Raw genomic sequence first — 14858 nt, 5'->3', positions numbered from 1 at the left:
CCCACCAGGGAACCTCCCGGCCAACCCGGGGCTCCAACCTTCACAACCAACAGAATGACACGCACCGGACATCCCATGCGATTTGGCACTGGCTCACGACTGCTATACACCCTCACGATTCTGGGCCTGGGCCTCGGAGCGGGCTGGTGGTTGCGCGGGGAGCTGGCGCCCACCGCCGCCCCGTTCGTGGCGAAGACGATTGAGCCGCGCCAACGGACCGACACAGCCGAGCCGACCGAGTCGCCCGACTGGAGCCCGATGGCACAACGCCCTTCCGCCTCGCCCCCCGGTCCACAGACCGACACCCGGCCCCAGGCACAGCGAGCGGCCGCCGAGCCTGAGCCGGCCGGGGAAGACCTGAGAATCCGGTTCCGCCAGCGGCTGGACGAGCAATCGTTTTACGCCGCCATGGATATTTATCAGGAAGCCGCGCGCCGCGGCGGTGATCAGGCGAGCGAGTTCAAAAGACTGACCATGGAATATCTGGAGAGCTATTTGCGCACGGGCGATGACGCCTCGCTCACCAGCCTGGTCGACGCCTTTCTCTCGGTCTACTACGACGATATCGACGTGTTGCTGGTGCTGGCCCGCTACCAACAGCAGTCGGACTATCTCGCCGAGGCCGTGCGTACCTTTCAGCTGGCCTTCTCCTACAGCGCGACCCAAAGTGGAGGGCTGCAACAGGTCAATCGGGCCTTTCATGAGTTTGTCGCCGAAGTGGATCAAAGCCTGGCCTCGAACGGACGCTGGCAGGACCTCACCCGCTTCTATGAAACCCTGCAGCAGCTGGACCTGACTCAGCCGCGCTACCGCTTGCGCCAGGCCGAGCTGTATCTGCAACAGGGCGACTCCTACTACGGTCATGAGCTACTGGAGCAGCTGGCCAGCGACCCGGCCGTGGGGGCCCAGGCTACCGCCATGCTGGAGGGCGGAGCCGCACCCGCCGCCCCACGGGAGCCCGAGCCACGACAGGCCTCGGCCGATCGCATTGACCTGGAAGCCATCGGCAGCCACTTTCACCTGCCGTTGCGTCTGAACAACCGCCTGGATGTCCGCCTGGTGATCGACACCGGCGCCAGCGTCACCACCCTGTCACGGGAGCGGTTCGAGCGGGTGCGCAACGCCATCCGTTTTACCGAGCTGGGCCCTCAGGTGTTCAACACCGCCGGCGGCACTTCCAAGGGCACCATCTACCGGGTCGAGTCACTCCAGCTGGGCCAGCACATTCTCAACAATGTGCATATCGCCGTGTTGGACTTCAGTATGCCCGAGGGCGTGGATGGCCTGCTGGGAATGAACGTCCTGCAACAGTTCCGCTTCGAAGTCGATCAGGACAACCAGCAACTGCTGGTGCAGCCCCGGCCCGGAAGCTGATCGACACCGAACAACGTCCGGTTGGTTTTGGTGAGGAGCGTTGCTATCATTGAATTCCATTAACGCAAGAGAGAATCACTATGGCCCAAGCAGCAGCCCGCCACATTCTGGTCGAAAGCGAAGACACCTGTAACGAACTGAAAGCCAAAATCGAAGGTGGCGAAGATTTCGCCAAGATCGCACAGGAACACTCCAAGTGCCCCTCGGGCCGCAACGGCGGTGACCTCGGCACTTTCGGTCCGGGGCAAATGGTGCCGGAATTCGACAAGGTCGTGTTCAGCGCTCCGGTCAACGAAGTCCAGGGTCCGGTCAAAACCCAGTTTGGCTACCACCTGCTGGAAGTGACCCAGCGCCAGGACTGATCACGCCCGCCGCCTCTGCCAGAACACCACCGGCAGGGGCGTCCCCCCCTCCCCGCATCTGCTCCCTGTACCGTCTCCCACGGCCGACCTTAGCGTGTACAATAAGGCTCCCTGTAATTCAGCCTGAATGTGGACTCTGCCCATGACCGAGAAGAAAACCACCGACTTTGGCTACCAGCAAGTGGCCGTGGAAGAAAAAGCCAGCCGGGTCGCGGATGTATTTCACTCGGTGGCAGCCCGCTACGATTTGATGAACGATTTGATGTCCGGCGGCGTACACCGACTCTGGAAGCGCTTTACCATTGAGCTGGCCGGCGTCCGGCCGGGCCAGAAGGTGCTGGACATTGCCGGCGGCACCGGCGACCTGAGCCATGCCTTCGCCCGACGAGTCGGCCCGGAGGGGCTGGTGGTGTTGGCCGATATCAACGAGTCCATGCTCAATGTCGGCCGCGACCGGCTGACCGACCGGGGCGTGGCGGGCAACCTGCAGTACGCCCAGGCCGATGCCCAGTACCTGCCCTTCCCGGACAATACCTTTGACTGTATTACCATTGCCTTTGGCCTGCGCAATGTGACTGACAAGGACCTGGCCCTGGCCTCCATGCTGAGGGTACTCAAGCCCGGCGGCCGGCTGCTGGTGCTGGAGTTCTCCAAGCCGGGCAACCCGCTGCTGGAGAAGGCCTACGATGCCTATTCGTTCAAACTGCTGCCCTTCATGGGGAAGGTGGTGGCCAACGATGCCGACAGCTACCGCTACCTGGCCGAGTCCATCCGCATGCACCCGGACCAGGAGACGCTCAAGGGGATGATGGACCGGGCCGGCTTTGTGAGAACCGAATACCACAACATGACTGGAGGCGTGGTCGCCCTGCACAAAGGTGTGAAACCCTGATTATGGATGCAACCCTCTCAACCGCCGCCCTCGCGGGGGCGGAAGCCACAATTCAGCGCGCCCTGCGCTACGATCCGGCCAGCCGCCAGGCGCTGGGTCGGCTCCAGGGGCAGGTGCTGGCGCTGGAGTTCACCCAACCTGAATTTACCGTCTATGTTCTGCCGGACGAGCAGGGCCTGACGCTCTCGGGCCACTGGGAGGGCGAAGTGGATACTCGCCTGACCGGTCGGCTGTGGGATTTTGTGCGCATGGCACGGGGCGACCGGACCAGCCTGGCGGGCTCGGGCGTTCATATGGAGGGCCGCACTGGCCTGGTCCAGGAGCTGCAGCGCATTGCCCGCCAACTGGACATCGACTGGGAGGAGGCGCTGAGCGAGGTGACCGGCGATGTCGCCGGGCATCAGGGCGCCGAATGGCTGCGCACCGGCGGCGACTGGCTGCAGGCACGCGAAGCGCAGGCCCGGCGCCTGTTCAGTGAATTCCTGACTCAGGAGGCGGGGCTGCTGCCCAGCCGGCCCGAGCTGGAGAACTTCTACAACGAAGTGGATCAGTTGGCCCAGGCCGTGGACCGCGCCGAGGCCCGCCTGCGGCATTTACAGAATGAGGATTCCGAGTGATCGTAGTACTGCTGCGCCTGATAACCATCTCCCGCGTGTTCTGGCGCTACCGGTTGGACCAGCTGATTCCCCCCGGCCAGCTGCCCTGGACCGCCCGACTGCTTCTTCTGCCCTGCAAGCTGCGCCCCGCGCCCAGAATGTCCCGGGGCGAGCGCCTGCGCCGGGCGCTGGAGGATCTGGGCCCGATTTTCATCAAGTTCGGGCAACTGCTCTCCACCCGCCCGGATCTGGTACCGGCCGACATGGTGGAGGACCTCAACCGCCTGCAGGATAAAGTCCCACCCTTTGACAAGGACCACTTCCGCCGCCTGGTGGAAACCGGCCTGGGCGAGAGCGTGGATACCGTATTCGCCAGCTACGAAAAAGAGCCCCTGGCCTCCGCCTCGGTGGCCCAGGTGCACGGGGCGGTGCTGCACAATGGCCAGCGGGTGGTCATCAAAATTGTACGGCCGGGCATTGAGCGGGTGATCGAGCAGGACGTGCGCCTGCTGATGCTGCTCGCCCGGACCATTGAGCACTACAGTGTCGATGGCAAACGCCTGCATCCGGTCGATGTGGTGAAGGATTACCGCAACACCATTTTTGATGAACTGGACCTGCAACGTGAAGCGGCCAATGCCTCCCAGCTGCGGCGCAATTTCCAGGATTCAGCGCTGCTGTATGTGCCGGAAATCTACTGGGACTACACCCGCAACAATGTCCTGGTCATGGAGCGCATTCACGGGATTCCGGTCACCCACATCGATGAGCTGCAGGCCCAGGGCACCGACATGAAGGCGCTGGCCGAGCGCGGCGTAGAGATCTTTTTCAAACAGGTCTTTGAGCACAACTTCTTTCACGCCGACATGCATCCGGGCAACATCTTTGTCGCCACCGAAAACCCCGAGTACCCCAAATACATTGCCGTGGACATGGCCATTGTCGGCTCGCTCACCCGGGAGGATCAGTATTACCTGGCGCGCAACCTGATCGCCATGTTCCGGCGCGACTACCGCCAAGTGGCCGAGCTGCACGTGCAGAGCGGCTGGGTGCCCGAGGGCACCCGGGTGGAGGAGCTGGAGGCGGCCGTGCGCACCGTGTGCGAGCCGATTTTTGAAAAGCCGCTGAAGGAAATTTCCTTCGGACACCTGTTGATGAGCCTGTTCCGTACCGCCCGCCGGTTTGATATGGAAGTACAGCCGCAACTGGTACTGCTGCAGAAAACCCTGCTCAACATCGAAGGGCTGGGCCGCCAACTCTACCCGGATCTGGACCTGTGGGTGACCGCTCACCCGTTTCTGGAACGCTGGCTGAAAAACCGCTTCAGCCCCAAGGCACTCTGGGCCCAGACCCAGCGCTACGCGCCCGAATGGCTGGAGAAATTCCCGCAGGTGCCGGAGCTGATTTTCGGTGGGCTGCAGCAACTGCAGAATATGGGGGAGCTGGCGCCGCAGCTGCGCGCCGCCAATGAAGAGTTCAACCGCCAGCGCATTGCCCGGCGGCGCAACCGGCGCCGCACGGTAATCGGTATTCTCGCCATTGTCGGGGCGGCGGCCACGGCCTGGCCGTCCATCGGCGATCAGATTTCCAGCTGGACGCACCAAGTGGACTGGACCGACCTGCCGGCCCAGAGCTGGGGGCTGCTCGTGCTGGGACTGGGCGCGCTGTTGCTGCGCAAATAGCCGGATCCGTTCGCGGGCAAGCGGTCAGCTTTCCAGCATGAAGGTCACCGGGCCATCGTTGATCAGGCTGACCTGCATATCGGCGGCGAATTCACCCGTGGCGGCGGGACTGTGATGTTTGTGCAACTGTTCCACAAAATAGTCGTAAAGTTCCTCGGCCAGTGACGGAGGCGCCGCGCTGGAAAAGCTGGGGCGCAGGCCCTTGCGGGTATCGGCGGCCAGGGTGAACTGCGAGACCACCAGCACCCCGCCGCCCGCCTGCTGTACATTGAGGTTCATCTTGCCCTGCTCGTCGGCAAAAATCCGGTAAGCCAGCACTTTCTTCAGCAGGGCATCGGCACTGGCCCGGGTATCGTGCTTCTGCACCCCCAACAGCAGCAGAATGCCCCCATCGATGGCGCCCACTGTCTGATCCTCCACCTCGACACTCGCGCGCCGCACTCTCTGTATCAATCCCAACATCCGTGTGATCCCTAAGCCAGATTGTCTTCTTCGTGCAACAGGGTGCGGGCCATCTCTTCGGTGGCGCGCACCAGGGCGTCAACCGTGCCCGGCTCGGACGAGGAGTGACCGGCCTCGCGAATGATCTGCAGCTCCGCGTCCGGCCAGGCCTTCTGCAGCTCGAAGGCGTTATCGAGCGGGCACACCATATCGTAGCGCCCGTGGATGATGACGCCGGGAATGCCCGACAGCTGCTGGGCGTCGCGTACGATCTGGTTCGGCTCCAAAAAGGCGTCGTTGACAAAGTAATGCGCCTCAATACAGGCCAGTGCCAGCGCCTTGTAGGGCTTGGAGAAAGATTCTGCCACTTCGTGGCTCGGGCGCAGGGTGGAGCAGCGCCCCTCCCACATGGACCAGGCCTTGGCCGCGCCCATTTTCAGCAGATCGTTATCGCCCGTGAGTATCTTGTAGTAGGCCTTGACCAACTCGTCCCGGTCGGCTTCGGCAATGGGATGCAGGAAATCCTGCCAGTAATCGGGAAACACCTGGGCCGCCCCGCCCTGATAGAACCAGGTGATATCCTTGGGCCGGCACAGAAAGATGCCGCGCAGAATCAGGCCCATGACCCGGTCCGGGTGCGTTTCGGCATACACCAGGCTCAGGGTCGAGCCCCAGGAGCCGCCAAAGAGGACCCAGCGCTCTACCCCCAGCCGTTTGCGGATAACCTCCATATCCGCCACCAGCTGTTGCGTGCTGTTACCCTCAAGGCTGGCATGCGGGGTGGAGCGACCGGCCCCGCGCTGATCAAACAGGATGATCCGGTAGATGTCCGGATCGAAAAAGCGCCGGTCGTACTTGCCGCAGCCCCCGCCGGGGCCGCCGTGCACAAACAGGACGGGAATACCCTCCGGATTACCCGACTCGTCCACGTACAGTTCGTGGGGCGGCTCCACGGCAACCTGGTGACGCCGATAGGGTTTAATTTCGGGGTAATAACTGAGCATAGTGATCCTTGCGCAGAAAAGCGTACGGTTGATTGATGGTTATAACGCAGTGTAGTGGAGTTGAGACTCTAACGCACCTGAGAGAATAACGGCGGGACGCCGCGCCAGCACAGAGTGTGAACCCTGCCACGCCCAGCCAGCCTGCTGGCCCCGTAGCGGTCGCTGAAGTCTTCCCCGGGAGCGGGATACATGATTTAATAGTCACACTGAATATAAGATTACCGTTACCCGATCCATGATAAAGGCCGCTTGATTATGAACAACCTCTCCCGCCGCAAGTTCCTCATGGGCAGCGCCGCTCTGGCCGCCTTTGCCAACCTCAAAGCCTGCGCCATTCACAAGGCGGCCGACAAAACCGGCCTGAAAGACCTGTATAAAGACGATTTTCTGGTCGGGACGGCCATCAGCAATGACACCCTGGCGAACGACAACCAACGGTTGAAAACCCTGATCGCACGCGAATTCAACAGCATCACCGCCGAAAACTGCATGAAGTCAGCCCTGGTTCAGCCCTCCCAGGGCCAGTGGGAGTGGGAACTGGCCGATCGCTTTGTGGCGTTTGGCGTAGAGAACGATATGGACATTGTCGGCCACGCCCTGGTCTGGCACTCGCAGGTGCCCAGTGACTTCTTTTTCCACGACGACGCCTCCCCGATCGACCGCGAGGAGCTGATGCGGCGCATGGAAACCCATATCCGTACCGTCGTCGACCGCTACAGGGATCAGGTCAAAATCTGGGATGTGGTCAATGAAGCCATCGACGAGGACAAGGGCTGGCGCAAGAGCGACTGGTACAACTTCACGGGCTCGGCGGACTATGTGGAAAAGGCCTTCCAACTGGCACACGACGCCGCCCCGGACGCTCACCTGATTTACAACGACTACAACATGCACAACCCGGGCAAACGCGACTTCCTGGTCGAGGTCCTTCGGGACTACAAAAAGCGCGGTATCCCGATCCACGGCGTGGGTATGCAGAGCCACGTAGGCCTGGACTATCCGGATCTGAAAGAATTTGAAAAGAGCATCGAAGCCTACGCCGCCGAGGGCATGCGCATTCACTGCACCGAGCTGGAAGTGGATGTCCTGCCGGTGGCCTGGGAGCACACCGGCGCCGAGATTTCCGACAGCTTTGAGTACTCCGACGAACTGAATCCCTACCCCGACGGCCTGCCCGCCGACATGCAGCAGCGCCTGACCGACCGCTATGTGGAAATGTTCGAGTTGTTCCTCAAGCATCGGGACAAAATCGACCGGATCACTCTCTGGGGCACACACGATGGGGAGTCCTGGAAAAACAACTTCCCGGTGGGCGGTCGCACCAACTATCCGCTGCTGTTCGACCGGAACATGGAGCCCAAACCCGCCTACTTCGCCGTGGCGGACTTGAAACGCTAACCTCCGAGCCCCACCCATAGAGCGGGAGCCGGAAGCTCCCGCTTAACTTTTCTTCACACAGCCTGTGTTAATCTTGTCGCCAGAACACCGCGAATCCGTTTCGTCCGACGTGGTCGTTGACACGCTACCGGCCCATGAGGCGGGCGGACGGAATCTTGTTTATCTCCCAAAGGAGGCCTGACATGGCTCTATTGTTGCGTAAATTGCGGCAGAAAAAGCTCTCCCCCGTCCTGGCTCTGGCCACCCTGAGTCTGATGGCGTGTGGTCTTAACGCCGATGACCAGGCGGTTGAAGTCGAAACCGAGAAAGTGAAAGTCCGGGTCACCACCGTGACCGATGGCCTGAAGAACCCCTGGGGTCTGGCCTTTATGCCCGGCGGTGACATGCTGGTCACCGAACGCTCGGGCGATATGCGCATTGTCACCGCCGATGGCACCAAAGGGCCGGCGCTGGACGGGCTGCCGGAGATCGAAAGTCGCGGTCAGGGCGGCCTGCTCGACGTGGCTCTGGACCCCGACTTTGTCACCAACCGCTGGGTCTATTTCAGCTTCTCCGAACCCGGCAAGGGCGGCACCAGCACGGCGGTGGCGCGGGGCAAGCTGCGCGCGGACGCCATTGATGAGTTGACCCAAGTCGAGGTGATCTTCAGTCAGGAGCCCAAAGTAAGAAGCAACGGACACTTCGGTTCACGCCTGGTCTTTCGCGATGATGGCACCCTGTTCGTGACCATGGGCGACCGTCAGCAGGACTTTGACGATGCCTACCCGCAGAAACTCAACAGCCATATCGGTACCGTAGCGCGTATCAACCCGGACGGCAGCGTACCGGACGACAACCCCTTTCTGGATGACAAGGACGCGCAGCCGGAAATCTGGTCCTACGGTCACCGGAACATCCAGGGCGCCGATCTGCACCCGGAAACCCGTGAACTCTGGACCGGGGAACACGGCCCCCAGGGCGGCGATGAAATCAACCTGACCGAAGCGGGCAAGAACTACGGCTGGCCGGTGATCACCTACGGTGAGCAGTATGGCGGTGGCAAGATTGGTGAGGGCACCGAGAAGGAGGGGATGGAGCAGCCCCTGCACTACTGGGACCCGTCCATTGCCAATGCCGGCATGACGTTCTACACCGGTGACAAGTTCCCCGAGTGGAAAGGTGACCTGCTGGTCACGGCGCTCAAGTTTCAGCTGCTCGCGCGCCTGGAGCTGGACGGCACCGAGGTCACCCACGAGGAACGCATGTTCTCCGAATCCATCGGCAAGCGCCTGCGCGATGTGGTACAGGGCCCCGATGGCTACCTCTATCTGCTGACCGATGACAGCAACGGTGCCATCCTGAAGGTCGAGCCGGCCGACGACTAGCCGACAACGCTGGTAAACGAAAAAAAGGCGGCGCTCCCAACGAACGCCGCCTTTTTTTGTGCGCGTATTGGGCACCCCGCTGCGACTGTAAAGCACACACACCGGGAATACTGGATTTATCCCACGCCAGCCGTTATGTTGGGCCCAACTTTAGGAGGAATCATGAGCAACCGCTACCGCGCCATCACCGATCGGGTGGAAGAGCGCTTTCACCACCCCGACCCCGAGACCCGGGCCCTGCAACAAAAGACCGGGGTACTGCTGACCAACCTGGGCACTCCGGATGCGCCGGAGGCTCCGGCCTTACGGCGCTATCTGGCCGAGTTTCTCTCGGATCCGCGGGTCATCGAGGTCCCCCGGCTGTTGTGGAAAACCATTCTGCACGGGGTGATTCTGCGCGTGCGCCCGAAAAAATCCGCGGCCGCCTATGCCAAAATCTGGACCGAGGAAGGCTCTCCTCTACTGGCCATCAGCCAGCGCCAGAGCGAGGCAGTGCAACAGGCTCTGGGCGAGCAGGTGGTGGTCAAGCTGGCGATGCGCTACGGCAACCCGTCCATTCCCAAGGCAATGCGGGAATTTCAGGAGCTGGGTATCCGGCGCATTGTGGTGCTGCCGCTCTACCCCCAGTACGCAGCGCCCACCACGGCCTCGACCTTCGATGCGGTGTCGGATGAACTGAAGACCTGGCGCTGGGTTCCGTCCATCAGTTTCATCAGCGGCTATGTGGACAACCCCCTGTACCTGAGCGCCCTGGCCCAGAGCGTGCAGGACCATATCAACGAGCACGGGTTGCCAGACAGGATCCTGTTTTCCTACCACGGCATGCCCAAGCGCTATCTGGACAATGGCGATCCCTACCACTGCCTGTGCTGCAAGACCACGCGTCTGGTCCAGGAGAAGCTTGGTCTGGAGAAAGAGCGCTGCATGACCACTTTCCAGTCCCGCTTCGGCCGGGAGGAGTGGCTCAAGCCCTATACCGATGAGACCCTGGAGCAGTTGCCCAAAGAAGGGGTAAAACACATCGCGATTCTGTCCCCGGCATTCAGCGTCGATTGCCTGGAGACGCTGGAGGAGCTCGAAATGGAAAACCGGGATTACTTCATGGAAGCCGGCGGGGAGACCTATCACTATATTCCCGCACTGAATGATCGGGAGGATCATATTGCGGCGATTGTGGATGTGTTGCGTCGGGAGCTTTAGCGAAAGCGTAATACGGCGGGAGGGACTTCGAATGTAGTCCTCCGGCCAGGGTATACCCTAAAATATCTATTAGTTTTGGTGGTGAGGTCACGACCGGCCCGCTCAGGGGTAGGGTCTGCCCGGACACGGCGTAAACCCGTCCTTGGGGCCTCTCCACCGACATCCTGTCGGTGACGGTCCGGGAAGACCCTACCCCAGATCGGTCCTCCGTACTTCGTAGAGCCCACTGTGCGATTCTGTAGGGCAGGTAAGCGAAAGCGCCACCTGCCACAGGGAATATCACGTCCCAACAATACCTTGAAAGACCGGCCCTAAGACGTGCAGAGGACTGGCTCGTCTACTGCTTGTCAATCAGGATGGTTTCCGCTTCCAGGTCGACTGCGATATCGTAAGTACCCGCCTGATCTTCCGATACCTGCCACTGGTAATCTTCGCCTTCCCCTGCGGTCACGATGGAGTAGGCCGTTTCCGCCAATGGTTGGCCATCAGTATTGGGGTGAATCCAATCGTTGCCCGCATCAAATGACAACTCTGAAGCCGATTCCGCCATGGCAATTTTGAAGTTTCCGCTGATGAGCTCAAGGGTCACCGTGTACTGCTGGGTGTCATCCGTTGCGCGATCCATCATGGTTGCATCGTCCAGGCTCCAGCCACCGGGTGTGGCACCGCCCACCAGAAACAGGTGTATGCCGCTGTCCGCCGGCTCTTCGGTCGTATTATCCGTTTCCTCGAGCGAGAAGTAGACACGCTCTTCGTCGGTATTGACCCGAACCTCGTAAACACCGGCGGTATCCACTGTCCACTTCCAATCGGACGCTCCAGTCTCATCGGGGCAGTCTTCCGTCCAGGTGTAGGCATTGCCACTGCCATCCAGGTTGACCGGTTCGGCCTCACTGCTCGCCAGCAGCCAGGGGCCTCCACAGAAGTCTGTCGCCTCGTAGTTGGCGAACTTGATCTCGCCAGTAGCCAGCTCGCCCTGCCAATGGTAGACGGCGGTATTATCGCTCAGCGGTTGTAGCGCTTCTTTACTGTCCAGCGACCATCCGCCGGGTGTCGCGCTGCCGACCATGTACAGAGGATCGACGTCAGTATCCGCCGTATCTTCGTCGTTTGTCTGGTCACCGCCTGTCTCGTCATCGGATGTCTGGTCACCGTCTTGCTCTTCCTGCTCCTGCTCGGGCAAGGGGGGCAAGTCGGGGCCGGTCTGGGTATCGCCTCCGCAGGCGGTCATGGTCAGTGGAAGCCCGGCCAGAGTCAACGCGAGAAGCCAGGTGCGAAAGGTGCTTGCATTCAGGAATTGATAAAGATTCATAGTCGCTCTCTTTCATTATTAGATGGGAATACAGGACGACAACGACCCGCGGACGGAAGCGACCGTCGGTTCGTTTCTTCTGTATCAATAGGACGGGCAGGGACCGGTGTTCCGCTCCCCCAAAATCACGGAACTTTTCGGTGTCGGGGGAGAAACGGCCTCAGAAAGAGAAGCGAATACCCAGCTCGAAGCGGCGACTGTAGGCCTCGTAGCTGTTGGTGACGCGGCGGTCCACGCTGTAGGTATGGTGGTCTGCCCGGAGAAGATTCTGGCCTTCGGCATACACGGAAAGACGATTACTCAGATCATAGCCCAGGCTGAAATCCAGCGAGCCGAATGCCGTGGTGGTCGTGGGTACACCGCCCGGGCCACAGGTATTGCAGGCGATGAACTCACCCCGATAATTCCAGGCCAGACGGCCACTGAAAGCCTGTCGCTCATAGAGCCCGACCAGGTTGTAGGTAAACTCCGACACACCGCTCAGCTCGGCCTGGCTTTGGGCTTCTTCGCTGGTAAAGGTCGCATCACTGTCGACCCAGGTCATATTGGCAATCACACCAAAACCATTGTCAAACAGATACTGGTAGGCAAGCTCGGCGCCCTGCACCCTCGCATCAGTCCCATTCACCGGTGCGTCGACATCAAACGTCAGCGTCTCTTCCTCCTGCGACCCATCGACACCCACAACCCGCACGGATAGATCACTTTCGAAGACATCACTGGTAATCAGACCACCAATATCCTTGTAGAACAGTGCAGCAGCAATCGAACTGCCGCCCCGCCCGTACCACTCCAGTGACAGGTCCACCGAGTCGGCAATAAAAGGCTCCAGCCCCGGGTTGCCATTACGCTCGACCCGGGGCGGTGGACTGTTCACTTCCCACATCACATCTGGTCCAAGCTGCGAGAGGGTCGGGCGGGTCATGCTCCGGGAGACCCCTAAGCGCCCCTGAAAGGATTCGGTGAACTCGTAAGTCAGATTGAGAGATGGAAGGAAGTTCCGGTATTGGTGACTCTCCCTTACCGGGACAACGTCGCTGAACACCGGATTCCAGTTGGTGCTGCCAGCAATTTCACCCAGTTCGAGTAACTGCTGGCTGTGTCCGCGCGACAGGGTGTCCGTGATCACCCATCGGCCGCCGACGTTGGCAAACCACTGGGCACCCGACAGGTTAAACTGAACAAAAGCGCCACTGACCTCTTCGTTGATTACCGACGAGGCCCGCAGCCGGGGCTCCGCCTGTATGTTGCGCTCAAAAAATTCATCGCCACGGTGGGCCCTCGCCGCTGCAAACAACGCCAACGGGTCCAGGGCTGGCCAGCGGTCAAAACCCGACGCATAGTCGTACCGCCCCGGGAAGGGCACCCTTGCCGTTACTCCCACCTCCCCGAGCGTCTCCTGAAAGCCGCAAAAGGCGCAGGGGTTCGAGGGCCCCCAGTCCACCTTCTCCTTGCGCCGCCGACTGTGAATCAAGCCGAATTCCAGGTCATCCAGGTGGGCCAATTCGTCGGCTACCCATTGCCCGTCCAGGCGCGAGGAAAGTGCCTGATCATTGACGTTTTCACCCTTGGGCTCCAGAAAGTGCAGGGCCACCGAGTCATTGTTCACCTCCAGGCACGGATCGCCGTTGTCGAAGGTGCAGTTCACTCGAGGCACGGGATTCTGTGCTTCAAACCGGTAGTGGCCCCCATTGACGCCAGCCACGGTAAAATACTCACGACCATTGATGGGCCGGTCCGCCTCGGAAAATGCCAGGTCGAGCGTCAGTGTCAGGTCGTCGTTCGCACGCCATCGGGTGTTCCACCCCACCATGGCCGTGGTCGCCTCCCGAGCTTTGGTATCGTTCCCGATCTCCACAGGGATATTGTCCAGTTGGAAATCCGTGATCAGCCAGCGATCCGGTCCCGCGCCCTCAAACGGCTCGAGTCGGGCATCGGAAAACCGGTCGGCGCCCTCGTTACTGAAGAAGTTGACGTTGTACGAATAAGCCGACTCGGGCGTTTTATACCGGGAGTAGAAGGCATCCAGTGCCATCTCGAAATCGTCATCGGGCTGATACTGCAGTGCGCCCGTAATCCCGAGCCGCTCTCGCTGTCCGAATTTTTTCTGGAAGGAGATGATACCCGGATAGACACCGCGTCCGTCCACCACCTCATCGCGCATCCCATCACCGTTGGCATCCACCGGCTCTGTTCCGGAGACGAAACTGTCATAGGTATCCGCCTGCCAGTCCCGCCGATAGAAAGAGCCTCCGATAGAAAATCCCAGAGTGTCATCCCGGTAGCTGTTCTGCACCCGGCCGGAGTACTGCTCTGTCCATCGCTGCGTGGCGCCATCATAGAAACCACCGACCGACCCATGCCCCCGGAATCCGGGGTCATCCAACGGGCGAGCCGTTTGCAGGTCAACCAGTCCGCCGATGCTTCCCTCTGGCAACGACGCCATGGCGCTTTTGTACACGCGGGCACTGGCGATGGTCTCGGAAGGCATGACGTCAAAGCTGAAATCCCGGCCCGCATTATCGGTCGCGAGGGTACGCCCATTGAGCGTGGTCATGTTGTACTGACTGCTCAACCCCCGTACCGAAACCCAGCGCCCCTCGCCTCCACGATCCCGGCTGATCTGGACGCCGGTCACACGCTGAAGGGCCTCGGCGACATTCGGGTCCGGAAATTTACCGGCGTCTTCCGCCGTTATGGTATCGACAATCACCGGGGACAATCGCTTGAAAGCGGCTGAGGTGCGCAGGCTTTGCCGAATACCGGTCACCAGAATATCGTAGGTCGGAGACTCCTCCACAACAGCCGGCGCTTCACTCTCAATCGGTGCAGGCTCGGGTGGCGGCGTCTGGATGACCACCGATCCGGATTCAAGAATATCGTAGGACAGCGGAACGTCCGCCAACATTCGCCTGAGGGCCTGATCGAGGCTCATCCGCCCCTCTACCGGGGCGGACTCCAACCCTTCCAGCGCACGAGACAGCCCCAGGATATTGATCCGCGCCTGACTGGATAATTCCAGCAACGCCTGATCCAGAGGCTGAGCGGAGACCGAAAAGCGGCGCTGTGAATCATCGGCCTGCGCGAAGGGAAGCAGCAGCGACCAACATAGCAAAACACTGCCGATTCCGGCCCGAAAGATCAAGCAGGCGGCGAGACGACTGACGTTGTGTATGGTCGGCTTTTTCAGCGACATGAAACCAAACCGTTGAAGTCTTAGCGACTATCATTAT

General features: G+C 60.7%; 12 protein-coding genes. 8 read left to right on the top strand and 4 right to left on the bottom strand.

Going from position 1 to position 14858, the window contains the following annotated elements:
* Positions 1-75: 75 nt before the first annotated feature.
* From AAE484_RS15495 to ubiB, 5 genes are all read left to right on the top strand, one after another.
* Entirely contained in the window at positions 76-1374 is a 1299-nt protein-coding gene (locus AAE484_RS15495) for a retropepsin-like aspartic protease (protein ID WP_341939335.1), read from the top strand.
* An 80-nt stretch (positions 1375-1454) separates the two neighbouring features.
* Positions 1455-1736: a peptidylprolyl isomerase gene (locus AAE484_RS15490; protein ID WP_341939334.1), complete on the top strand. Its 282-nt coding sequence runs from the start codon at positions 1455-1457 to the stop codon at positions 1734-1736.
* 142 nt (positions 1737-1878) lie between these two features.
* On the top strand, positions 1879-2628 hold the full coding sequence (gene ubiE, locus AAE484_RS15485; RefSeq protein WP_341939333.1) for a bifunctional demethylmenaquinone methyltransferase/2-methoxy-6-polyprenyl-1,4-benzoquinol methylase UbiE: 750 nt from the start codon (positions 1879-1881) through the stop codon (positions 2626-2628).
* 2 nt (positions 2629-2630) lie between these two features.
* Positions 2631-3245 (top strand): ubiquinone biosynthesis accessory factor UbiJ, encoded by a 615-nt coding sequence (locus AAE484_RS15480; protein WP_341939332.1) that lies wholly within the window; start codon positions 2631-2633, stop codon positions 3243-3245.
* Positions 3245-4906, top strand: coding sequence for a ubiquinone biosynthesis regulatory protein kinase UbiB (ubiB, locus tag AAE484_RS15475; protein ID WP_341939392.1), 1662 nt, complete (start codon positions 3245-3247; stop codon positions 4904-4906). The genes AAE484_RS15480 and ubiB overlap by 1 nt, the downstream gene beginning before the upstream one ends.
* Positions 4907-4930: 24 nt before the next feature.
* Here ubiB and dtd read toward each other — a convergent pair whose 3' ends face one another.
* Positions 4931-5368, bottom strand: coding sequence for a D-aminoacyl-tRNA deacylase (dtd, locus tag AAE484_RS15470; RefSeq protein WP_341939331.1), 438 nt, complete (start codon positions 5366-5368; stop codon positions 4931-4933).
* Positions 5369-5379: 11 nt separating this feature from the next.
* Entirely contained in the window at positions 5380-6351 is a 972-nt protein-coding gene (gene pip / locus AAE484_RS15465) for a prolyl aminopeptidase (RefSeq protein WP_341939330.1), read from the bottom strand.
* Between the two features lie 255 nt (positions 6352-6606).
* Here pip and AAE484_RS15460 point away from each other — a divergent pair, with 255 nt between their 5' ends.
* From AAE484_RS15460 to hemH, 3 genes are all read left to right on the top strand, one after another.
* The gene (locus tag AAE484_RS15460) at positions 6607-7749 is read left to right on the top strand and encodes an endo-1,4-beta-xylanase (protein WP_341939329.1); all 1143 of its coding nucleotides are present in this window, start codon (positions 6607-6609) and stop codon (positions 7747-7749) included.
* A gap of 182 nt (positions 7750-7931) precedes the next feature.
* Complete coding sequence (locus AAE484_RS15455) at positions 7932-9113, top strand: PQQ-dependent sugar dehydrogenase (RefSeq protein ID WP_341939328.1); 1182 nt, start codon at positions 7932-7934, stop codon at positions 9111-9113.
* Positions 9114-9275: 162 nt separating this feature from the next.
* Positions 9276-10313: a ferrochelatase gene (gene hemH, locus AAE484_RS15450; RefSeq protein ID WP_341939327.1), complete on the top strand. Its 1038-nt coding sequence runs from the start codon at positions 9276-9278 to the stop codon at positions 10311-10313.
* A 337-nt stretch (positions 10314-10650) separates the two neighbouring features.
* On the opposite strand, the gene AAE484_RS15445 is transcribed toward hemH, so the two are convergent.
* The gene (locus AAE484_RS15445) at positions 10651-11625 is read right to left on the bottom strand and encodes a SusF/SusE family outer membrane protein (protein WP_341939326.1); all 975 of its coding nucleotides are present in this window, start codon (positions 11623-11625) and stop codon (positions 10651-10653) included.
* A 160-nt stretch (positions 11626-11785) separates the two neighbouring features.
* Entirely contained in the window at positions 11786-14821 is a 3036-nt protein-coding gene (locus AAE484_RS15440) for a TonB-dependent receptor (protein ID WP_341939325.1), read from the bottom strand.
* Positions 14822-14858 lie beyond the last annotated feature (37 nt).

The organism is Marinimicrobium sp. C2-29, from assembly GCF_038419845.1.
Taxonomy (GTDB): Bacteria; Pseudomonadota; Gammaproteobacteria; order Pseudomonadales; family Cellvibrionaceae; genus Marinimicrobium.
Note: the sequence above shows the minus strand (reverse complement) of the source record. Positions and strands in the feature narration are given on the sequence as shown.